The organism is Duganella sp. GW821-FHT07F09 (assembly GCF_059418705.1).
The window spans coordinates 141,956-163,352 of record NZ_JBWKQJ010000010.1 but is presented as its reverse complement, the minus strand read 5'-3'; the positions used below and the strand labels follow the sequence as shown (position 1 = coordinate 163,352).

The window sequence follows — 21,397 nt, the reverse complement described above, 5'->3', positions numbered from 1 at the left end:
GCACGGCCGTCTGTCGGTCAGGAATGAAACGCGGTATAATCGCCGGTTCTGTCCGAAATACCATTTTCAACGAACTTGAATTCAGGTCTTTACGGATTCTGTCTCTCTTTGGTTTGATGTACATATTAAGGGGGGTTGGGATGTCCGATCTGGGTACCCACGCCAAGCTGGCGCGTCCACACGCGCAACTGCCGGTAAACGTCTACTTCGACGAAGCGCTGTTGCAGCGTGAAATGCAGCAATTATTCCAGGCCGGTCCGCGCTACGTCGGACACGAACTGATGGTGCCGAACGTCGGCGATTTTGCGACCCTCGTTTCCGAAAACGAAGGGCGTATGCTGGTGCGCAACGCAAACGGCCTCGAACTGCTGTCCAACGTCTGCCGCCACCGCCAGGCGCTGATGTTCAACGGCCGTGGCAATGCCAACAACATCGTCTGCCCGCTGCACCGCTGGACCTACGACCTCAAGGGCGAGTTGATCGGCGCGCCGCACTTCGCCGAGACGCCGTGCCTGAACCTGCCCAAGACCCGGCTGCAAAGCTGGAACGGCCTGCTGTTCGAGCAAAACGGCTACAACGTCATGGACAAGCTCAAGAACCTGTCGGTGACCGGCGACCTGGATTTTTCCGGCTATATGTTCGACCACGCCGAAGTCCAGATCTGCAACTACAACTGGAAGACCTTCATCGAGGTCTATCTGGAGGATTACCACGTCGAGCCGTTCCACCCGGGCCTGGGCGGCTTTGTCAGCTGCGACGACCTGCGCTGGGAATTCGGCCGCGACTACAGCGTGCAGACCGTGGGCGTGAACAAGGGCCTGCTCAAATCGGGTTCCGAGGTCTACAAGCGCTGGCAGGAGCAGGTGCTCAAGTTCCGCGGCGGCGAACCGCCTCCGTACGGCGCCATCTGGCTGACCCTGTACCCGAACATCATGGTCGAGTGGTATCCGCACGTGCTGATCGTCTCGACCCTGTGGCCGGACGGCCCGCAGCGCACCCGCAACGTGGTGGAGTTCTACTATCCCGAGGAAATCGTGCTGTTCGAGCGCGAGTTCATCGAGGCCGAACGCGCCGCCTATATGGAAACCGTGGCCGAGGACGACGAGATCGCCCTGCGCATGGACGCCGGCCGCAAGGCCCTGTTCGAGCGCGGCACCAGCGACGCCGGTCCCTACCAGTCGCCGATGGAAGACGGCATGCAGCATTTCCACGAGTGGTACCGCGCCAATATTGACACGTAGGGCGGATTAGCGAAGCGTAATCGGCCATCCGTGCGCCGCCGGCGGCTCATAAATGGCCGATTACGGCGTTCCGCCTAATCCGCCCTACGTGAAACCGTTTCACGTCGATGTAAGGAATCAGATGCAGTCACTTTGGATGTTGTTCGCAAGCTTCATGTTCGCCATCATGGGGGTGTGCGTGAAGCTGGCCTCCGAAGAGTTCTCGACATCTGAAATGGTCATGTACCGGGGCATCGTCGGCGTCATCGTGCTGGCGGTGATCATCCGCGCCCAGGGCGACACCTTCCGCACCAGCATGCCGATGGCGCACTTCTGGCGCTGCCTGATCGGCGTCATCTCGCTGTGGCTGTGGTATTACTCGATCGCCAACCTGCCGCTGGCCACCGCCATGACGCTCAACTACCTGTCGCCGATCTGGATCGCCGTCTGGCTGTTCACGATGGGCTGGTGGCACGCCAAGAACCAGGTCAAATGGCCGCTGCTGGTGGCCGTGGCGATGAGTTTTGTCGGCGTCACCCTGCTGCTGCAACCGGCCTTCCACGCCAACCAGCTGGTGCCGGCGCTGATCGCGCTGTTCTCGAGCGTGCTGACGGCGATGGCCTACATGCAGGTGCGCAAGCTGGGCCTGGCCGGCGAACCGGAAAACCGCGTGGTGTTCTACTTCGCGGTGATGAACATCGTCGCCGGCGTGGCCGGCAATTACCTGTTCGCGGGCGACAAGCCGGCCGTCTGGCATCCGATCAACACGGTCCACGGCGCCCTGCTGCTGCTGGGCATCGGCGTCTGCGCCACCAGCGCGCAGATCGCCATGACGCGCGCCTACCGCCTCGGCCAGACTCTGGTGGTCGCCAATCTGCAGTACACCGGCATCGTGTTCTCCAGTATCTGGGGCGTGCTGGTGTTCGGCGACGTGTTCAGCTGGCACAGCTGGGCCGGCATCGCGATCATTCTGGCGTCGGGCGTGGCCGCGACGTTCTACAATACCCGTAACACCGAACGCGGTAAGGCCATCGCCAATACCGACCCGATCGCCAGTGAAGTTTAAGGAGTCCGGACCATGCACACCACGTTGATCAGCGCCGCCGACCTGTCCCAGCATCTGAACGATGACAACTGGGTCATTCTCGATTGCCGGCACGACCTGATGAATCCGAACGCGGGCCGCGACGGTTTCGCCATCGGCCACATCCAGAACGCGCAATTCGCCAATATCGACACCGACCTGTCCGGCGCCAAGGTGGGCGCGGACGGCAAGTTCCAGGGCCGCCATCCGCTGCCCGACCGCGCCGCGCTGATCGAGACATTACGCGGCTGGGGCATCAACGACGACACGCAAGTGGTGGGATACGACGCGCACGGCGGCATGTTCGCGGCGCGCTTGTGGTGGCTGCTGCGCTGGGTCGGCCATCCGGCGGTGGCGGTGCTCGACGGCGGCCTGGCCGCGTGGCAGTCGCAGGGCTTGCCGCTGGTGACGATGGTGGCCGCGCGTTCGGGCGGCACGATAGCTGACAAGCCGTCACTGGCGCACACGGTCACGGTGGAGGACGTGGAGTCGAACCTGGTCACGCAGACGCGGGTGGTGGTCGATGCGCGCGCGGCGGACCGCTTCCGTGGCGAGAACGAGACCATCGATCCGGTCGGCGGCCATATCCCCGGCGCCAAGAACCGCTTCTTCAAGGACAACCTGACGCCGGATGGGCGCTTCAAGAGCGCTCAGCAGCTGAAGCAGGAATTCTCGCCGCTGTTCGCGGCGGCACCGCAGGCGATCATGCAGTGCGGCTCGGGTGTGACGGCTTGCCACAATTTGCTGGCGTTGGAGATCGCCGGGCTGCCGGGCGCGGCGCTGTATCCCGGCTCGTGGAGCGAGTGGTGCTCGGACCCGGCACGGCCGGTGGCGACCGGGGGCTAAGGCTTCCGGCTGTGCCGAGCCCAACGAGTGATTCTGACTTCATTGCTCGCGATGTAGTACTCCAGAATATGTCCTGTTTTCGGCACTGGGTATCGGCGACGCCCTGCACGAGTGGGAGTTCCTATCTCTGGCTGAGTCGAAATCAGGAGAAGCGCTTTTTCCACGCGTTGGGCTACAAGCATCGAAGCCTGCTGGTCTTGGCTAGCAATATAAGTAATGGATTGACTATAGGCCTTGCGCGCACTGGGAATCCAGCGCACGGAACAGTTCTTTTGCCTAGCCCCTTGGCTTGCCATGGACGGCAATCAATTTCTTGATATCAGCCATCACTTCGGCGTTGTCGATACCCGCGTTGGACTTAAAGTACTCGTCGGCCTCAATGTCCGCAAGAATGCCTTCTTCGACGTCGTCGAAACCATAAAGCCAGACATCCGGCCAAAGATCATCAGCACTAAGCTTCGCCATCGCTGCCAAGCGCTCCAGACGTGAACGGTCCGCATCGGAGAGCGCAGCAAACGCCGCCAACTGCTTCGTCGATTTCAAATCCATATCTTCTCCTGCAATCGGCCGATCAAATGCGCAACTAAGCCGGGCCTTACTTAGGCTTGGCACGACTATCTAATTTGCGCCATGCTCCATTACTTCTTCGTGAGGTATCGTCCGACCAGCAGCGATATCCTCATCAGCGGCTAGATCCGCGTCGACGCTTTCTTCAATGTCTTCGAATCCGTAGAGCCACACCTCATCCCAGATCGCCTCTGGGCTGACGCCGGCGCGCGCGGCCAAGCGCTCCAGGCGAGCACGGTCGGAGGCCGGAAGGGCCGCTAACGCTTCCGCCTGCTTCTTTTCTCTGGAGTTCATCCCGCCATGATACGCCGGGCGGCGCCGGCTGCAAGCGTCTCGCCGCAAACGAAAACGCGTGGATCAATGACCGTTGGTCAGGAACAGCACGATGGCGACGCCGGTGGCGATCAGCAGCACTTGCGGCACCGATTCGCGCAGCGTGGCGCGGCGTTGCATCTGCGGCATCAGGTCGCTCACGGCGATGTAGATGAAGCCCGACGACGCGAACACCAGCACATACGGAATCAGCTCGCTGGCGCGGTCCAGGGTGTAATAGCCCAGCAGGCCGCCGGCGATCGCCAGCAAACTGCACAGCAAATTGTAGACATACGCGCGCGTCCGCGAAAAGCCGGCGTTGAGCAGCACGATGAAATCGCCGATCTCCTGCGGGATCTCGTGGGCGATGATGGCCAGCGCCGTCACCAGGCCCAACTCCGGATTGGCCATGAAGGCGGCGGCGATCAAAATGCCGTCGGTGAAGTTGTGCATGCCATCGCCGACCAGGATCATCCAGCCGGCCTTGCCCGCCTCGTGCTTGTCATGCCCGTGATGGTGGTGGTGGCCGTCGCCCTCGTGGTGGTGCGAGTGGCGCATAATCGCCAGTTTTTCCAGCAGGAAGAACGCCAGCAGGCCGGCCAGCAGGGTCGCGAACAGGCTGCGCGCGCTGGCGTGCGATTCGAACGCTTCCGGCAAGGCGTGCAGCAGCGAGGTCGACAGCATGATGCCGACCGACAGGCTGACCATGCGCTCGACCACCTTCGAGAGCAGCGTAAACGAGAACACGGCAGCGGCCGAAATGCTGACGACACCGGCTAGTGTGGTCGCCAGTAATATGGAGATAAGTATGGGATCGATGTTATAGCCTCTTGTACCTGGAGCCGTGCCGCTGCGCAGGCCGGGGGCGTTATTTTACCGCCCGGCACGCTTTCCTGCTCATTTTTGGCTAAAAACAGTTAAAACGGCGTGATCGGCTCCAGTTCAGGCGACCCCGTTCTGCCTGAACCATGCCAGCATGCGTCCCCAACCGTCCTTGGCGTCCGCTTCCACATAGCTGGGACGGTAGTCCGCGTGGAAGGCGTGGCCGGAGTTGGGGTAGATGACGAAGGTCGATTTGTTCGGTCCCTTGGCCAGCATGGCCTGCATCGCCTTGATCGAATCCTGGGTGATGCCGGTGTCTTTTTCACCATACAAGCCCAGCACGGGCACGTTCAAAGATGACGCGATATCGATCGGATGCCTGGGCGTGTTGGCGTTGGAGGTGCCGATCAGGCGGCCGTACCAGGCGACGCCGGCCTTGATCGACGGATTGTGCGCCGCGTACATCCACGTCACGCGCCCGCCCCAGCAGAAGCCGGTGATGGCGATCTTGTCTGGGTTGCCGCCGTTGGCCTTGGCCCAGGCCACCAGCGCGTCCAGGTCGGCCATGACCTGGGTGTCGGGGGTTTTGGAGATGATGTCGCGTTGCAGGTCGGCGATCGAGGCGGATTTTTGCGGATCGCCCTGGCGCACGAACAGGTCCGGCGCCAGCGCCAGGTAGCCGAGCTTGGCGAAGCGGCGGGCGACGTCGGCGATGTGTTCGTGCACGCCGAAGATTTCGGAGATCACCAGCACCACCGGCAGATTGGTCTTGCCTTCCGGCTGGGCGCGGTAGACGGGGACGGTTTGGCCGTCGACCGTCAGGGTGATGGTGCCGGCGGTCAGGCCGGTGGTGTCGGTTTTGATGACGTTTTGCGCCATCACCGGCATGGCGGCGGCGGCGAAACCGCTGCCCAGCGCCACCTTGAGGAAGTCGCGGCGGTCGACACCGTCCGACAGGCTGGTTTTCGTCAGCAAACTCTCCGCGTCCCGCTTCAAATCATCCATGCGACTCCTCCGTTGATTACGTTGGTTGGGGTAATGGTCAAATCATATGTTATCGGCGGCGCTTGGCGGATTACGGCGTGCCGCCTAATCCGCCCTACGTGTCTCCGCGGTCTCCTCGTGCCCCGGGGCGATGTTTTACGTTTGCCATGGTCATGCCGCGTCCGTCGTGTTGTTCCACGTAGGGCGGATTAGCGCAGCGTAATCCGCCATTCGGCGCGCCGCCGATAACGCATCCGGAGCGCGAAGCACGTTTTAATGCGCCTCGTCCCAGTTCTTGCCGACGCCGACTTCCGCCGTCAGCGGTACTTTCAACTTCGCCACGCCGGCCATCAACTCCGGCAGCTTTTGCTTGACCAGCTCCAGCTCGGCATCCGGCACTTCCAGCACCAGTTCATCGTGCACCTGCATGATCATCTTGGTCTGCAGCTTGTCGGTCTCGAGCCAGTTCTGCACCGCCACCATCGCCAGCTTGATCAGGTCGGCCGCCGTGCCCTGCATCGGCGCGTTGATCGCGGCCCGTTCGGCGCCCTGGCGGCGCGGGCCGTTCGGCGAGTTGATCTCCGGCAGCCACAGGCGGCGTCCGAACACCGTTTCGACATAGCCGCGCGCCTTGGCCTGCAAACGCGTATCGTCCATATACTGCTTCACGCCGGAGAAACGGGCGAAATAACGGTCGATGTAGCTTTGCGCTGCGGCGCGCTCGATGCCCAGGTTGGACGCCAGGCCGAACGCGCTCATGCCGTAGATCAGGCCGAAGTTGATGACCTTGGCATAGCGGCGCTGCTCGCTCGACACCTCGTCCGGCGCCACGCCGAAGATCTCGGCGGCGGTGGCGCGGTGGATGTCGACGCCCTCGGCGAACGCGCGCAGCATGTTCTCGTCGCCCGAGATGTGCGCCATGATGCGCAGCTCGATCTGCGAATAGTCGGCCGAGACGATGTGGCTGCCCGGCGGCGCGATGAACGCCTCGCGGATGCGACGCCCTTCCTTGGTGCGGATCGGAATGTTCTGCAAGTTCGGATCGTTCGACGCCAGGCGTCCCGTCACCGCCACCGCCTGCGCGTAGTTGGTGTGCACGCGGCCGGTTTCCTTGTTGATGCCCTTGGGCAGCTTGTCGGTGTAGGTCGACTTCAGCTTCGACAGGCTGCGGTACTCCAGCAGCACCTTCGGCAACGGATAGTCCTCGGCCAGCTTTTGCAGCACTTCCTCGTCGGTCGACGGCGCGCCGCTCGGGGTCTTTTTGACCACCGGCAGTTTCAACTTCTCGAAGAAGATCTCGCCGATCTGCTTCGGCGAGCCCAGGTTGAACGGCTGCTCGGCCAGCTCGTGCGCCTTGGCCTCCAGCTCGATGATGCGCGCACCCAGTTCGGCCGATTGCGTGTCGAGCAGCGCGGCGTCGATGTGCACGCCGTTGCGCTCGATCTTTTGCAACACCACCGCCGTCGGCAGCTCGATGTTGCGGTAGATGTAGCTCAGGCGCTCGTCGTTCTCGACCTCGCCGATCATCGCCAGGTGCAGGCGCAGCGTGATGTCGGCGTCCTCGGCCGCGTATTCGGTGGCGCGCGCGATGTCCACCTTGTCGAAGGTGATCATGCTGGCGCCCTTGCCGCAGACGTCGACGAACGGGATCGTCGTGTGGTTCAGGTGGCGCAACGCCAGGCCGTCCATGTCGTGCGTGCGGTGCGATTCGAACACATACGATTGCAGCAAGGTGTCGTGATGGATGCCGCGCAGGCGCACGCCGTGGTTGGCGAAGATGTGGCTGTCGTATTTCAGGTTCTGGCCGACCTTGAGCTTGGTCTCGTCCTCCAGCCATGGCTTGAGTTTGTCCAGCACATGCTCGCGCGTCAGTTGTTCCGGCACGCCGGGATAGGCGTGCGCGACCGGGATATAGCAGGCCACGCCCGGCTGCACCGACAGCGAAATGCCGACCAGTTGCGCCGTCATCGGCTCCAGCGACGTGGTTTCGGTGTCGACGGCGGTCAGCTCGGCGGCGCCGATCAGCGCGATCCACTTGTCGAGCTGTTCGTCGGTGAACACGGTCTCGTAGTTGACGTTGACCTTCGGCACTTCGCCGAACAGGTCGCCGTTGGCCGAGACCGCGCCGCCGGCGGCGACGGCCGCCGCCGCTGCCTTGCCCGCCGCGCCGATGGGCGCGGCAGGCGTCAGCGCGTTCAGTTCGCGCAGCAAGGTCTTGAAGCCGTACTGGCCGAAGAACGTCAGCAAGGTTTCCGAGTCCTCGGGGCGGGCCACCAGCGATTCGCTGATCGACATCATGTGCTCCGACAGGTTGCAATCGGTCTTGACGGTGATCAGCTCGCGGCCCTTCGGCAGCCACTCCAGCGCCTTGCGCAGGTTCTCGCCAACGGCGCCGGTGATCTTGTCGGCATTGGCCATCACACCGTCCAGGCTGTCGTACTGCGTCAGCCACTTGAGCGCCGTCTTCGGCCCGCATTTGGCCACGCCGGGCACGTTGTCGACGGTGTCGCCGATCAGGGTCAGGTAGTCGATGATGCGATTCGGCGGCACGCCGAATTTGGCCAGCACGCCCGCCTCGTCCATCTTCTCGTTGGTCATCGTGTTGATCAGCATGACTTGCGGATTGACCAGCTGCGCCAGGTCCTTGTCGCCGGTCGACACCACCACGTTCATGCCGGCCTTGGCCGCGTCGACGGAAAGGGTGCCGATGACGTCGTCGGCCTCGACGCCGTCGACCATCAGGATCGGCCAGCCCATGGCCTTGACGGCGATATGGATGGGCTCGATCTGCAGGCGCAGGTCGTCGGGCATCGGCGCGCGCGTGGCCTTGTAGTCGGGATACATGTCGTCGCGGAAGGTCTTGCCCTTGGCGTCGAACACGCAGGCGATGTAGGCGGCCGGATAATCGGCGCGCAGGCGGCGCAGCATGTTGACCATGCCGTGCATGGCGCCGGTCGGGTGGCCGTCCGGGCTGCGCAGGTCGGGCAGCGCGTGGAAGGCGCGGTAAAGGTAACTGGAACCGTCAACTAACAGCAGGGTATTTTGCATAGGAACGAAAGAGATGTGAGGGCAAAAGTGCGTGATTTGCCACGAATGCCGCATTATCGCAGGTTTTGGCCGCCGTCCGCCTGTCCCGCCCGCGTTTCAAGTATGACAATACCATGAAGAAATTCCACATTCCCTGTGGGGAATTCCTCAGGAAATCAGCTCGAAATCAGCCACTGCGCACAGCGAAGCGTGTCTGTTTGTTACAATGGATCATACATAAAAATTCCACGGCTTTTTACCTACTAAGGCGATCCATCATGACGCGCACCTCACTCCTCTGGCCGGCACTCCTCCTGGCGCTCGGCGCCAACGCGTTCGCGCAGTCGACGCCGAGCCAGGCGCCGCCGAAACTGGAAAAGCTGGAAGAAGTGGCCGACGATCCGATCACGGTGACGGCCAAGCCGGCGCCGGAGCGCCAGATCACAGAACGCCGCGACAACAGCGGCAACGTGGTGGAAGCGACCGTCAAAAGCGGTCCGAGCACGTACACCTTGAAACCGACCCATCCGGTCGGCAGCTCCTTGCCGGGCGACGCCATGTCCGGCGCCGCGCGCGGCCCGCAGTGGACCGTGATGACCTTCGGCGGCAAGAAGAAGAAAAATCCGGAAGACGAAGCGGCGGCCGAGACCGACGCACCGCCACCGCCACCAGCGGCGCCGGCCGCCAAGTAAACCCGGTAGTATCGATAACAATTTATCGCCAACACCTATTAAAAAACGCGCCTGCTCCGGCAGGCATTCCGGACGTCCGCCACGGCGGGCGCCGATACAACGAACCTCATCAAGCTTGCACATGGCAGTGTTTACCCCGGTCACCCTGGACGATGTCACCCAGTGGATCACGCAATTCCCCCTCGGCAAGCCGCTGGCCCTCAAGGGCATCGCCTCCGGCATTGAGAACAGCAATTTCTTCTTGACCACGGAGCGCGGCGAGTTTGTGCTCACGATCTTTGAAAACTTATCGTTCGAGCAATTGCCGTTTTATCTGAACCTGATGCGCCACCTGGCCGATCGCGGCGTGGCCGTGCCAGCGCCGATCGCCACCGACAAGGGCGAGCTGATCGTGCCGCTGCACGGCAAGCCGGCGTCCATCGTCACCAAGCTCGAAGGCAGCTCGCAGATGGCCCCGCAACCGGCGCATTGCGCCGAAGTGGGCGCCATGCTGGCGCGCATGCATTTGGCCGGCCGCGACTATCCGCTGCACCAGCCCAATCTGCGCGGCCTGGACTGGTGGAACGCCACCACGCCGCAAGTGCTGCCTTTCCTGTCGGAGAGCAACGCCCACCTGCTCAAGGCCGAGATGCACTTCCAGGAGGCGTTCGCCGGTTGCGGGACCTACCGCCAGCTGCAAAGCGGCCCCGTGCACGCAGACCTGTTCCGCAACAACGTCATGTTCGACGGCGAGCGCCTGACCGGCTTCTTCGACTTTTACTTCGCCGGCTGCGACACCTGGCTGTTCGACGTCGCCGTCACCGTCAACGACTGGTGCATCGCCCTCGACACCGGCGTGCTCGACCCGGCCCGCGTGCGCGCGCTGCTCGACGCCTACCACGCCGTGCGCCCGTTCACCGAGGCCGAACAAACCGCCTGGCAGCCGATGCTGCGGGCGGCGGCGCTGCGCTTCTGGCTGTCGCGCCTATATGATTACCACCTGCCGCGCGAAGCCGAAATGCTGACCCCGCACGATCCGACCCACTTTGAGCGCATCTTGCGCGAACGCATCGCCACGCTGGCGCCGAAGCTTTTCTGATGAATAAATTCCCCGCGCGCGCCGGATGGCAATGGGTCAAGCAGGGCATGATGCTTTTCCGCAAGCAGCCCGGCGGCCTCATGGCGCTGTTCTTCTGCTGCATGTTCGTCTCGCTGTTCTCGATGATCGTGCCGCTGCTGGGGCAGATCGCGCCGTTCATCCTCACGCCGCTGTTCTCGGTCGCGCTGCTGGAAGGCTGCGCGCAGGTCGACCAGGGCAAGCGCGCGCTGCCGAATCTGCTGCTGAGCGGTTTCCGCAAGCCGGTGCGCGGTCCGCTGCTGGCCATGGGCGTGCTCAACCTGTTGCTGCTGGTGATCGCGCTGGGCGTGCTGTACGCCATGGCCGGCGACGCCGTCATGCAGATGGGCACGCGTCCGCCGAAGATCGACCAAGACCAGCTTGAAGGGCTGCTGGGCGCGGTGTTCACCTCGTCGACGATCTACACGGTGGGCTGGATGCTGACGTGCCTGACGGCGCCGCTGATCTACTGGCAAAAGATGAAGTTGAACAAAGCGCTGTTTTTCAGCGTGGTCGCGGTGCTGCGCGGCTGGAAGGCGTTCCTGACGGCGGCCGTGACGTTGCACCTGATGTACTTCGTCGGTTGCAAGATCGTCGTGCTGATCCTCGGCTCGTCGCAGCTGGCGGTGGCGGGCATCTTCACGCTGTTCCTGATCACCATCGTGCTCACGCACTGCACGTTGTACATCGCGTACCGGCAAATCTTCGGCCCCACCGACCTCGCGGTCCCGGTCAAGGCCGACGGCCCCGAACCGTTGCTTTAACTCCGGAGTGGGATTAGTGGGCTAAACGCTCGAGCTTGGCGATGCTGAGATCGAGCACCTTCATGCCGTTGCTGCCGAAGTTGATCTGCGCGCGCGCGTTGGCGCCGCTGCCTTCGATATTGACAATCACCCCTTCGCCGAACTTGCCGTGCGCGACAGACTCGCCAATGCGCCAGCCCGCGCCCGGCGATTTGTGCGCGATCTTTTGCGCGATCGCGTTGTCGGAACCGGCCAGCGGCACGACGTCGTCCCACGGCGTTTTCTTGTTGGCGAACCAGTGCGATTGCACCTTCGGCGACAGCCACTTGAGCGAGTCCTCCGGCAATTCGTCGAAGAAGCGCGATTTCATGTTGTAGCGGGTCTGGCCGTGCAGCATGCGCGTCTGCGCGAAACACATGTACAGCCGCTGCCGCGCGCGCGTGATCGCGACGTACATCAGGCGTCGCTCCTCCTCCACGCCGCCATCCTCGCGCGAGCTGCTTTCGTGCGGGAACAAGCCCTCCTCCAGCCCGGTGATGAAGACGTTGTTGAACTCCAGGCCCTTGGCCGAGTGCACCGTCATCATCTGCACCGCTTCCTGGCCGGCCGTGGCCTGGTTGTCGCCGGCCTCCAGCGACGCGTGCGACAGGAAGGCCGACAGCGGCGACATCACCGTCGCCAGCGGCGCGTCGGCATCGAGAATTTCGAAGCCGTCCTCGTTGACCACGGGCAGGCCCGACTGCTCCTGCGCGCGCGGCCCCAGGTGCGCCGGCGCGCCCTGGCCGAAGCCTTCCTCCGAGACGAACTGCGTCGCGGCGCTGACCATCTGTTCCAGGTTCTCGATGCGGTCGGCGCCTTCCTTTTCGGTCTGGTAATGCGCCAGCAGGCCGCTGGCCTCCAGCACCACGCGCACCAGCTCCGGCAACGCCATCTGCTGCGTCTCGAAGCGCGCGCCCTCGATCAGCTTGACGAAGCCGCCCAGCGACGAGCCGGCCTTGCCCATGACATACGGCACCGCCGCGTACAGCGACACCCGGTGCTGGTCGGCCGCCGCCTGCAACGCTTCGATCGAACGCAGGCCGATGCCGCGCGTCGGGAAGTTGACCACGCGCAGGAAGGCCGAGTCGTTGTGCGGGTTGTCCATCAATTGCAAATACGCGATCGCGTGCTTGACCTCGGCCCGCTGGAAGTAGCGCAGGCCGCCGTAGACGTGGTACGGAATCCCGGCCGAAAACAATGCGTGCTCGATCACGCGCGATTGCGCGTTGGAGCGGTACAGCACCGCGATCTCGCTGCGCGAGGCGCCGTCGGCGATCAGGTTCTTGGTTTCCTCGATGATCCATTGCGCCTCGGCCAGGTCGGAGCTGGCTTCGTACACGCGCACCTGCTCGCCGTGGCCGGCGTCGGTGCGCAAGTTCTTGCCCAGACGCTTGCTGTTGTTGGCGATCAGCACGTTCGCCGCGTCCAGGATGTGGCCGTGCGAGCGGTAGTTCTGCTCCAGCTTGATCAGGTTCTTGACGTGGAACTCGCGCTCGAAGGCGCTCATGTTGCCGACGTTGGCGCCACGGAAGGCGTAAATGCTCTGGTCGTCGTCGCCGACGGCGAACAGCGCGCCGCCGCCCTGCTCGCCGTGGCCGGCCAGCAGCTTGAGCCATTTGTATTGCAGATCGTTGGTGTCCTGGAACTCGTCGACCAGGATGTGCTGGAAGCGCTGCTGGTAATGCTGGCGCAGCGGCTGGTTGCGGCTGAGCAGTTCATAGGTGCGCAGCAGCAGCTCGGCGAAGTCGACCACGCCTTCGCGCTGGCATTGGTCGTCGTACAGCTGGTACAACTCGACCTTCTTGCGCTCGTCGGCGTTGTACGGGTCGATCTTGTCGGCGCGCAGGCCCTGGTCCTTGGCGCCGTTGATGAAGTACATCACATCCTTCGGCGGGAACTTCTCGTCGTCGATGTTGTTGGCCTTGATCAGGCGCTTGATCGCCGACAGCTGGTCCTGCGAGTCGAGGATCTGGAACGTCTGCGGCAACGCGGCATCGCGGTGGTGCGTGCGCAGCAGGCGGTTACACAATCCGTGGAAGGTGCCGATCCACATGCCGCGTGTATTAATCGGCAACATCGCCGACAAACGCGTCGTCATTTCCTTGGCGGCCTTGTTGGTGAAGGTCACGGCCAGGATGCCCGACGGCGACACCTGCCCGGTCTGGATCAGCCAGGCGATACGGGTCGTCAATACGCGGGTTTTGCCGGAGCCTGCGCCCGCCAGAATCAGGGCGCTTTGGGCCGGCAGGGTCACGGCAGCGAGTTGTTCGTCGTTAAGATTGTGAAGAAGATTTTGCATGCCGTGATTATACCGGCAGCGGCCCTTCGGGGTCGGTCCATGTGGTGGCGATGCGGCGTCCGCCGGGACGAATCGACCTCCCGGCGGCGCGCGGTTTTGCCTACATCCGCGCCGGGGCCGGCACCGCTTTGCCGCTGCGGATGGTTTCCTGCATCAAGGCCTTGAAGTCGAGGTCGGCCTGACGCGTTGCATTGGCCTGCTCGCGGCTCAGTTCACCCATGCGACGGCCCAGTTCGGCCATCGGTTTGTTGGCTTCGACCATCTTCTTATTAAGCTCCTTCATCGGCTCGCTGTTGATACGCGCCTTGGCCATCTTCTGCGCCATGTCGCGCTGCAATTGCGCCATCTCCTTATGCAATGGGGAAATCTCTTTCTGGTACGCCTGCACCGCCTCATTGTGTTTGCGCAGGTTTTCCGGACTTTGGTCACGGGCCAGCGCCTCGGCGGTCGCGGCAACGCGCTTGCCGACGGCTGCTTGCTTTTCCCCCAACGCTTCCATCTGCCGCTCCAGCCGCTCGCGCTCGGCCGCGCCAGGGCCGGTTTCCATGTCGCGGGTCAGCCTGTCGATTTGCGCGCCGAGGCCGTCCATGACTTTGCCCTGGCTGTCCATCTGCTTGGTTTGCGCCTCCATGCGCGCCTCGATCGCACGGACCGGTTTCCACAACGCCTGGGTCTTGGCCAGCACCGCCGGGTCCTGGATCAGATAGGTCTTGCCGCCGTCACGGTACCAGACGAAGTCGCCCTTGATCTTGGGGCGCAGTTCGCCGATGCTGCGCATGTCTTCGGCATTTCCGGAGACGTGCACCTGATCCTTGCTGTTGTTCACGATGGCGTAGGCATTGTCGACCTTCATGTCGGACATGGTCATCGTCGTATAGCTAAGGGAAACCGGCCCCTTGGGCGCCGCCGGAGCGGCTGGGGGCGCCGGGACAGCCGGGACAGCCGGGACAGCCGGCATTGCCGGAGTGGCCGGAGTGGCTGGCATTGCCGGCATTGCTGGCGGGGCCGGCATGGCAGCGACAGCGGGGACTGCCGCAGCGGCTGGCGCGGCCGGTGGCGCTGGCGGCGCCGCGGCAACCTCCGGCGGTTCCGCCGGCGCGGCCGGCTCTGGTGGTTCCGGTGGTTCCGGTGGTTCCGGCTGGGCGGAAAGCTCGACCATGTCGGCGGCGGGCGCGGCGTCGGCCACCAGCGCAACCGCTGCCACGCCGGCGGCCGGCATCGCCGCCGGCGGCTGCGGCGCGGCCTGCACATAAAACACGGCGCTGGCCGCGAACAGGCCGATCAACGGCACAGCCATCTTCCAGCTGACCGGTTCAACATCGGGACGCAGCAGGCGTTTGATACGAGACATGAGATTTCCTCCGTGAGCCGCGTGGGCTAGTTGTGTGGTATCGAACTGGAATTGATCCAGCTCGGACAAGGCCTTTGCCAGCATCCGCGGTTGACCGAGCATGGTGACTGCAAGGTCATCGGCGATTTGTTCTCGCTCTACACGGATACGGCGCGACAAGGCCCAAACACTAGGGTGATAGAACAGCACGATTTCCACCGCGCTTTGAATGAGGTTGACCAGATAGTCCCGGCGCTTGATGTGCGCCAGCTCGTGCGCCAGCAGCGCCTCGAGCAGATTGGGCGCCATGCCGGTGATCAGCGAGGCCGGCACCAGCACGATGGGGCGCCAGCAGCCGGCGGTGATCGGGCTGTCGAGCAGGTCGGCGACGCCGAGCCGCACGTGTTGCGGAATCTCGAAACGGCGCGCCATCTCGGACAGGCGGCGCTGCCAGTAATGGTTGACGGTGTAATGGTCGCTTCGGGTGCGCTCGGCAACCCACTTGAGGCCGATGGCCAGGCGCAGCGACATCAGCGCGGCGCCGGCCAGCCACAACCCGACGACCCACGGCAATTGCGCCCGCAGCGCGGCTTCCCAGCCGGCCAGCGCGCCGTCGTCGACCAGCTTGGCGGCGCCCGTTTGCGCGGCGTCGGCGCCGGCCGACAGGACGGGGATCAGCAAGGCGGCGCCGAGGCCGGCGCCGGAAAGCGCGCCCGCATCGGCGGCGCCGACATGCATGATGACGCCGGCCAGCGGCAACGCCGCGCACAGCAGCAAGCCGGCGCAGGCGACCGCGTAGCGGGTCTGCGGGCGCGCCTTGCGCAGCGCAAGCAGCGCCAACGACACGCCCCAGCCGATCAGCAGCCCTTGCCAGACGAAGTGCAGCAGTGCCCAGCCGATGGCCGGCACCAGGGCGGACAGGGCGCTAGCCATGGGCGCCCGCCCGCCGCGAATTCATATGTATGCGTAACTTGTTCATGCCGCACTCCCGGTTGATGGATGTAGAATAAATTATCTAGAACGCCGTGTCTAGAACTTTTTTTCTACATCCTTCCGCGGCGGCGATCGCGCCTAGTAGATCACGACGGAACGGATCGATTCGCCACTCTTCATCAGGTCGAAGCCCTCGTTGATGCGCTCGAGCGGCAAGCGATGGGTGATCAGGTCGTCGATATTGAGCTTGCCTTCCATGTACCAGTCGACGATCTTCGGCACGTCGGTGCGGCCGCGGGCGCCGCCGAAGGCCGAACCCTTCCACACGCGCCCCGTCACCAGCTGGAACGGACGGGTGGAGATCTCCTGCCCCGCCGCCGCCACGCCGATGATGATCGACTGGCCCCAGCCCTTGTGGCAGCACTCGAGCGACTGGCGCATCGTGGTGGTGTTGCCGATGCACTCGAAGCTGTAGTCGGCGCCGCCGTCGGTGATCTGGACGATGGTGTCGACCACGTTCTCCACCTCGGTCGGATTGACGAAATGGGTCATGCCGAACTTGCGCGCCATTTCCTGGCGGGCCGGATTGATGTCGACGCCGATGATCTTGTCGGCGCCGACCATTTTCGCCGCCTGGATCACGTTCAGGCCGATGCCGCCCAGGCCGAACACGACGACATTGGCGCCCGCCTCCACCTTGGCGGTGAACAACACCGCGCCGACGCCGGTGGTCACGCCGCAACCGATGTAGCACACCTTGTCGAACGGCGCGTCCTCGCGGATCCTGGCCAGCGCGATCTCCGGCACCACGATGTAGTTGGAGAAGGTCGACGTGCCCATGTAGTGGTAGATCGGCTTGCCGTCGATGGAGAAGCGGCTGGTGGCGTCGGGCATCAGGCCGCGTCCCTGGGTCGAGCGGATCGACTGGCACAGGTTGGTCTTTTGCGACAGGCAGAATTTGCACTGGCGGCATTCCGGCGTGTACAGCGGAATGACGTGGTCGTCCTTCTTCAGCGATTTGACGCCGGGGCCGACGTCGACCACCACGCCGGCGCCCTCATGGCCCAGGATGGCGGGGAAGATGCCTTCCGGATCGGCGCCGGACAGCGTGTAGTAATCGGTGTGGCAGATGCCGGTGGCCTTGATCTCGACCAGTACCTCGCCCTCGCGCGGTCCGCCCAGTTCCACTTCCTCGATCGTCAGCGGCTGGCCCGCTTGCCATGCAATGGCGGCTTTGGTTTTCATTGTTTGTCCTCTGGCTGGTGAATACGGGAGACCGGAACGGCAAACCGTTCCGGCGATCCGCCATGATAGCAAGCCAGGGGCCCAACGGGGATATCGCCAGTCCTCGACCAGCTATTGCGGCTCGACCGGCATCGCCGGGCCGATGGCCAGCAGGTCCGACACGGTGCGCCACAGCTGGCGCGGCGAGGTCCACGGCTTGGGCAGGAAGCTGCTGCCGGCCATGTGGCGCTCCGGATGGCGGGCCGAGTACAGCAACACGCGGGCGTCCCGCTGGTGCTGGTGCAAGCCATGCAGCAAGGCGCCGCCGTCGCCGTCCTGCAGGTCGGGATCGATCACCACCAGCGCGAACTGCTCGCGGCGCAGCAGGTCCCGGGCGGCGGCCATCGTCGCCACATGGGTCACCTGGGTTTCCGGCACCAGCAAGGCGGCCAGCACCAGCGCGGCGTCGGCGTCGCTGTCGATGTGCAGCACGCGCGGCGCGGCCGCGTAGATGGAAAAGCCGATCGCGGCGCCGCCTTCCTGGTCGCTGAACGGACGCGAGGTGTCATGGGAATAATCGTTGGTCATGGTGTTCTCCGCACAAGGCTGAAATCAATGCAAAGCCGGCAGCGATCGTGTTAAAGCTGACGGGGAGCAGGTCGGCGGAGTTGGGCCGAGGAGTCGGGACGGCCGCGGGGAAATGGCGGCCGGAGCGGCGGCAGGCGACGGTGAGGTCCTGCGGCGGTGGAATGCTGTTTTTCTAGTTGATATTGTACAACAAGAATTCCACAAGGAAATAAAAAAGGCGGAAAATTCCTACCTTGTGGCGCGAATGCCGCGCGGCCACGGTGGCACGTGCCACGGCGCATGCATGGCGGATTACGCTGCGCTAATCCGCCCTACGTGTCTCCGGGGTGTTTATACAGCCCGGTGTTATTCCGGATTCCGGTGCTATTTTTTCAGGCGCTGGTTGAAGGCGGCGTGCAGGCCGTTCAGCGTTTCCTCGGCGGCCAGCAGCTGGTCGGCCACCTCGTTGACCTTGCGGCGGTTGGAGCGGGCGTGGTCGCGCAACACCTCGAACGCCGTGTTGCGGTCGGTCTGGAATTTGCACATCAGCAGGCCCACGGCCAGGCTGGTTTCGCGGCCGGCCGCCAGCGCGGCGTTCAGATTGAGCTCGGTGCGGCGCAGCTGGCGGATCTCGTCGGCGCGCGCCAGACCGGCGGCGAACGCCGGCATCAGGTGCTTTTCGTCGACCGGCTTGACCAGGAAGCCGACCGCGCCGTACGAGGCGGCCTGCTTGCCGGCGTCGGCGTCGCCGCGTCCGGACAGGAACATGAACGGCACCGAGCTGGTCGCGTGCAGCTGCTTGGCCAGTTCCAGCCCGGTCATGCCCGGCATGTGGATGTCGAGCAGCGCCAGGTCCGGTTCGCGCTGGGCGATCACGTTCAGGGCCTGCTCCGCCGACGAGGCCTTCAGGATGTCGTAGCCGGCGTTGCCCAGTACTTCGCCAAGGAAGTCGAGCAGCAGTTGGTCGTCGTCGACGATAAGGATCAGACGCTTGGGGCTGGGAGAAACTGGCATGTGGCGGCAACCTTGGGCTATTGCTAACGGCCCAATTATAAAGCGGAAAGCCCGTGGCGCCGGAATGATTTGCTGGTGTTGTGTATGACAAACATCGACGCGAAGGCGCCGACCGCGCCGCCCACGCTTGCAGCTTGATAGACGCTGCTGATGGCCGCGACCATGCCGGCGCCGCGCGCCACCAGCGGCGCCGCGTTCTCCGGCGTCATGCCGCCGATGACGACCGTTGGAATGCCGATCGTTTCGCGCGCCTGGTCGAGGATCTCGGGCCGCGTGGTGACCGCGTATTGTTTAACACGGGACGGGTAGAAGCCGCCGAAGGCCACATAGCTGGCGCCGGCCCGCTGCGCCGCCAGCGCGCGCGGCATGTCGCCGTAGCACGAGGCGCCGATGATCTTGTCGGCGCCGAGTTGCCCACGCACCTGCGCGACGTCGGCGTCGGTGCCGCCGAGGTGCACGCCGTCGGCGCCGGTGTGCAGGCACAGGTCGACGAAGTCGTTGACGATGAACGGCACGCCGTAGCGCCGGCACAGCGCCAGCAGCGCGCCCGCCTGCTCCAGGCGCAGATCGGGGCCGGCTTCCTTGTGGCGGTACTGCAGCAGCGCGACGAGGTTGCCCCCCTCTTTGCCCCCGCCGCCGTCCCTTTTCGCCGCGGCGCCGGCGTCGAGCGCCTCTTCGCTCGCGTCCAGCAGCCGCGCGGTGTCGTCCCAATTGGGCGTGACCAGATAAAGTCCTTGCATGATGTCTCTCCTGATTTATGTGTGGTTCTAGCGCAGCGGAATGCGCTGCCCGGGGGCGACCGTGTAGGCGTCGCGCAGCGCGGCATTGCAGTAATACTGGGCCTGGTCGAGCGCGCAGCCGGTCGGCATGCCGAGCGCCAGCTGGCCGGCGATGGCCGAGGCCAGCGTGCAACCGCTGCCGTGGAAGCCGCCGTCCAGGCGCTGCCAGCGCCATTGCTGCGTGGCTGGCGGGTCTTCCCCGGGCTCGGCGCCGGGACCGAACCAGCGATTCACTATTTCATCGCCATCGCCATGGCCGCCGGTGATCAGCACGTGGCGGCAGCCAAAAGCGCGCAGTACGCGCGCCTGCGCGCCGGGCGCGGCGTGCCCACTCAGCGCCAGCGCCTCCGGACCGTTCGGCGTCAGCACCGTCACCAGCGGCAGCAACGGCGCCAGCGCCGCCACCGCGTCGCCGCGCGACAGCGTGTCGCCATGGCCGCTGGCCAGCACCGGGTCGAGCACCACCGGCAGTTCCGGTTGCAGCGCGCGCAGCTCCCGGATCGCCCGCGCGATCGCCAGCGCGTTGGCGGCGCTGCCGGGAATGCCGATCTTGACGGCGGCGACCGCGATCTTGTCGGTCAGCGCGCGCGCCTGGCGCAGCAGCAGGTCCGGTTCGACCGGCCGCACCTCGTGGGCCCGGTCGTTGTCCTGCACCGTCAGCGCGGTGACGACGCACAGCGCATGCGCGCCCTGCGCCGCCACCGCCTGCGCGTCGGCGACGATGCCGGCACCGCCGGAGGGATCCATCCCGGCGAACACCAGCACGCAGGGCCGCGCGGCCGCGCTCATGCGAGCCGGCCCGCCATCGGCGACGACGGCGAGGCGGCGAACTTGCGCGCGATGCGCCCGGCCAGGTAGGCCTCGCGGCCGGCCCGCACGCCCAGCTTCATGGCGCGCGCCATGCGCACCGGGTCGCGGGCGCCGGCGATGGCGGTGTTCATCAGCACACCGTCGCAGCCCAGCTCCATGGCGATGGCGGCGTCGGAGGCGGTGCCGACGCCGGCGTCGACCAGCACCGGCACCCTGGCCTGGTCGATGATCAGCGACAGGTTCCACGGATTGAGGATGCCCATGCCGGAACCAATCAGCGACGCCAGCGGCATCACCGCCACGCAGCCGATGTCCTCCAGGATTTTGGCCTGGATCGGATCGTCGCTGCAGTAGACCATCACGTCGAAGCCGTCCTTGACCAGGGCCTCGGCCGCGATCAAGGTCTCCGGCATGTGCGGGAACAGCGTCTTCTCGTCGCCCAGCACCTCCAGCTTGACCAGCTTGTGGCCGTTCAGCAGTTCGCGCGCCATCTGCAGGGTGTAGACCGCGTCCTTGGCGTTGTAGCAGCCGGCGGTGTTCGGCAGGATGGTGTAGCGCGACGGTGGCAGCACGTCCAGCAGGCTGGGCGCCTTCGGGTCCTGGCCGATGTTGACGCGGCGGATGGCCACGGTGATGATCTCCGCCCCGGCGGCATCGGTCGCCTCGCGGGTTTGTTGCAGGTCCTTGTATTTGCCGCTGCCGACCAGCAGGCGCGATTTATACTCCTTGCCCGCGATGGTCAAGGATTCCTGATTGCTCTCGTCTTGATTGCCCATATCTCTTTCCTTATCTAGTTAACCGCCGCCGATGGCGCGCACGATGTCCACTTTGTCGTGCGGCTGCAGCACGCGCGCCGGCCATTGCTGGCGCGGCACCACCGAGCGGTTGACCGCCAGCGCCAGCGCCTGCCCGGTCAGCGACAGCGCGTCGACCAGCTGGGCCAGCGTCTGTTGCGGCGGCACCTGGTGCGGCGCGCCGTTCAGTTCTATCGCAATGCGCTCGTTCATGC

Annotated in this window: 21 protein-coding genes; 6 read left to right on the top strand and 15 right to left on the bottom strand. The window is 64.6% G+C overall.

The annotated features are described in order from the left end of the window. The first annotated feature begins 140 nt into the window (after positions 1 to 140). The 3 genes from AC07P1_RS24925 to AC07P1_RS24915 all read left to right on the top strand — a co-directional run bounded on the left by AC07P1_RS24925 (position 141) and on the right by AC07P1_RS24915 (position 3,150). A complete protein-coding gene (locus tag AC07P1_RS24925; RefSeq protein ID WP_494698362.1) occupies positions 141 to 1,241 on the top strand; it encodes an aromatic ring-hydroxylating oxygenase subunit alpha in 1,101 nt (366 codons plus the stop codon). Positions 1,242 to 1,362: 121 nt separating this feature from the next. After that, complete coding sequence (locus tag AC07P1_RS24920) at positions 1,363 to 2,286, top strand: DMT family transporter (RefSeq protein WP_494698361.1); 924 nt, start codon at positions 1,363 to 1,365, stop codon at positions 2,284 to 2,286. Positions 2,287 to 2,298: 12 nt separating this feature from the next. Continuing rightward, positions 2,299 to 3,150 (top strand): sulfurtransferase, encoded by an 852-nt coding sequence (locus tag AC07P1_RS24915; protein WP_494698360.1) that lies wholly within the window; start codon positions 2,299 to 2,301, stop codon positions 3,148 to 3,150. Here AC07P1_RS24915 and AC07P1_RS24910 read toward each other — a convergent pair. From AC07P1_RS24910 to polA, 6 genes are all read right to left on the bottom strand, one after another. Further along, a complete protein-coding gene (locus AC07P1_RS24910) occupies positions 3,147 to 3,446 on the bottom strand; it encodes a type II toxin-antitoxin system RelE/ParE family toxin (protein ID WP_494698359.1) in 300 nt (99 codons plus the stop codon). The two genes, AC07P1_RS24915 and AC07P1_RS24910, sit on opposite strands and share 4 nt — an antisense overlap. Continuing rightward, positions 3,427 to 3,699, bottom strand: coding sequence for a hypothetical protein (locus AC07P1_RS24905; RefSeq protein WP_494698358.1), 273 nt, complete (start codon positions 3,697 to 3,699; stop codon positions 3,427 to 3,429). Before AC07P1_RS24905 ends, AC07P1_RS24910 begins: the two co-directional genes overlap by 20 nt. Before the next feature lie 69 nt (positions 3,700 to 3,768). Then, a complete protein-coding gene (locus AC07P1_RS24900) occupies positions 3,769 to 4,011 on the bottom strand; it encodes a hypothetical protein (protein ID WP_494698357.1) in 243 nt (80 codons plus the stop codon). Between the two features lie 63 nt (positions 4,012 to 4,074). Then, positions 4,075 to 4,833 (bottom strand): ZIP family metal transporter, encoded by a 759-nt coding sequence (locus AC07P1_RS24895; protein ID WP_414646073.1) that lies wholly within the window; start codon positions 4,831 to 4,833, stop codon positions 4,075 to 4,077. Positions 4,834 to 4,971: 138 nt separating this feature from the next. After that, the gene (locus AC07P1_RS24890) at positions 4,972 to 5,856 is read right to left on the bottom strand and encodes a dienelactone hydrolase family protein (protein WP_494698356.1); all 885 of its coding nucleotides are present in this window, start codon (positions 5,854 to 5,856) and stop codon (positions 4,972 to 4,974) included. Positions 5,857 to 6,108: 252 nt separating this feature from the next. After that, positions 6,109 to 8,883 carry a DNA polymerase I gene (gene polA / locus AC07P1_RS24885; RefSeq protein ID WP_494698355.1) on the bottom strand — a complete coding sequence of 925 codons (2,775 nt, stop codon included), beginning with the start codon at positions 8,881 to 8,883 and terminating at the stop codon, positions 6,109 to 6,111. A 257-nt stretch (positions 8,884 to 9,140) separates the two neighbouring features. Here polA and AC07P1_RS24880 point away from each other — a divergent pair, with 257 nt between their 5' ends. From AC07P1_RS24880 to AC07P1_RS24870, 3 genes are all read left to right on the top strand, one after another. After that, the gene (locus AC07P1_RS24880) at positions 9,141 to 9,554 is read left to right on the top strand and encodes a hypothetical protein (RefSeq protein ID WP_494698354.1); all 414 of its coding nucleotides are present in this window, start codon (positions 9,141 to 9,143) and stop codon (positions 9,552 to 9,554) included. Between the two features lie 121 nt (positions 9,555 to 9,675). Further along, positions 9,676 to 10,632: a homoserine kinase gene (locus AC07P1_RS24875; RefSeq protein ID WP_494698353.1), complete on the top strand. Its 957-nt coding sequence runs from the start codon at positions 9,676 to 9,678 to the stop codon at positions 10,630 to 10,632. Continuing rightward, complete coding sequence (locus AC07P1_RS24870; protein ID WP_494698352.1) at positions 10,632 to 11,414, top strand: BPSS1780 family membrane protein; 783 nt, start codon at positions 10,632 to 10,634, stop codon at positions 11,412 to 11,414. Before AC07P1_RS24875 ends, AC07P1_RS24870 begins: the two co-directional genes overlap by 1 nt. A 13-nt stretch (positions 11,415 to 11,427) precedes the next feature. On the opposite strand, the gene AC07P1_RS24865 is transcribed toward AC07P1_RS24870, so the two are convergent. The 9 genes from AC07P1_RS24865 to thiS all read right to left on the bottom strand — a co-directional run bounded on the left by AC07P1_RS24865 (position 11,428) and on the right by thiS (position 21,395). After that, positions 11,428 to 13,731 carry a UvrD-helicase domain-containing protein gene (locus AC07P1_RS24865; RefSeq protein WP_494698351.1) on the bottom strand — a complete coding sequence of 768 codons (2,304 nt, stop codon included), beginning with the start codon at positions 13,729 to 13,731 and terminating at the stop codon, positions 11,428 to 11,430. 100 nt (positions 13,732 to 13,831) lie between these two features. Beyond that, positions 13,832 to 15,994, bottom strand: coding sequence for a M56 family metallopeptidase (locus tag AC07P1_RS24860; protein ID WP_494698350.1), 2,163 nt, complete (start codon positions 15,992 to 15,994; stop codon positions 13,832 to 13,834). A gap of 138 nt (positions 15,995 to 16,132) precedes the next feature. Then, positions 16,133 to 17,239 carry an S-(hydroxymethyl)glutathione dehydrogenase/class III alcohol dehydrogenase gene (locus AC07P1_RS24855; RefSeq protein WP_494698349.1) on the bottom strand — a complete coding sequence of 369 codons (1,107 nt, stop codon included), beginning with the start codon at positions 17,237 to 17,239 and terminating at the stop codon, positions 16,133 to 16,135. Between the two features lie 111 nt (positions 17,240 to 17,350). Beyond that, positions 17,351 to 17,806 (bottom strand): response regulator, encoded by a 456-nt coding sequence (locus AC07P1_RS24850; protein WP_494698348.1) that lies wholly within the window; start codon positions 17,804 to 17,806, stop codon positions 17,351 to 17,353. A gap of 363 nt (positions 17,807 to 18,169) precedes the next feature. Continuing rightward, positions 18,170 to 18,799: an ANTAR domain-containing response regulator gene (locus AC07P1_RS24845; protein WP_209725082.1), complete on the bottom strand. Its 630-nt coding sequence runs from the start codon at positions 18,797 to 18,799 to the stop codon at positions 18,170 to 18,172. Between the two features lie 35 nt (positions 18,800 to 18,834). After that, positions 18,835 to 19,539 carry a thiamine phosphate synthase gene (thiE, locus tag AC07P1_RS24840; protein WP_494698347.1) on the bottom strand — a complete coding sequence of 235 codons (705 nt, stop codon included), beginning with the start codon at positions 19,537 to 19,539 and terminating at the stop codon, positions 18,835 to 18,837. 27 nt (positions 19,540 to 19,566) lie between these two features. Beyond that, the gene (gene thiD, locus AC07P1_RS24835) at positions 19,567 to 20,367 is read right to left on the bottom strand and encodes a bifunctional hydroxymethylpyrimidine kinase/phosphomethylpyrimidine kinase (RefSeq protein ID WP_494698346.1); all 801 of its coding nucleotides are present in this window, start codon (positions 20,365 to 20,367) and stop codon (positions 19,567 to 19,569) included. Continuing rightward, positions 20,364 to 21,164: a thiazole synthase gene (locus AC07P1_RS24830; protein ID WP_494698345.1), complete on the bottom strand. Its 801-nt coding sequence runs from the start codon at positions 21,162 to 21,164 to the stop codon at positions 20,364 to 20,366. The genes thiD and AC07P1_RS24830 overlap by 4 nt, the downstream gene beginning before the upstream one ends. Positions 21,165 to 21,182: 18 nt before the next feature. Further along, positions 21,183 to 21,395: a sulfur carrier protein ThiS gene (thiS, locus tag AC07P1_RS24825; protein ID WP_494698344.1), complete on the bottom strand. Its 213-nt coding sequence runs from the start codon at positions 21,393 to 21,395 to the stop codon at positions 21,183 to 21,185. Positions 21,396 to 21,397 lie beyond the last annotated feature (2 nt).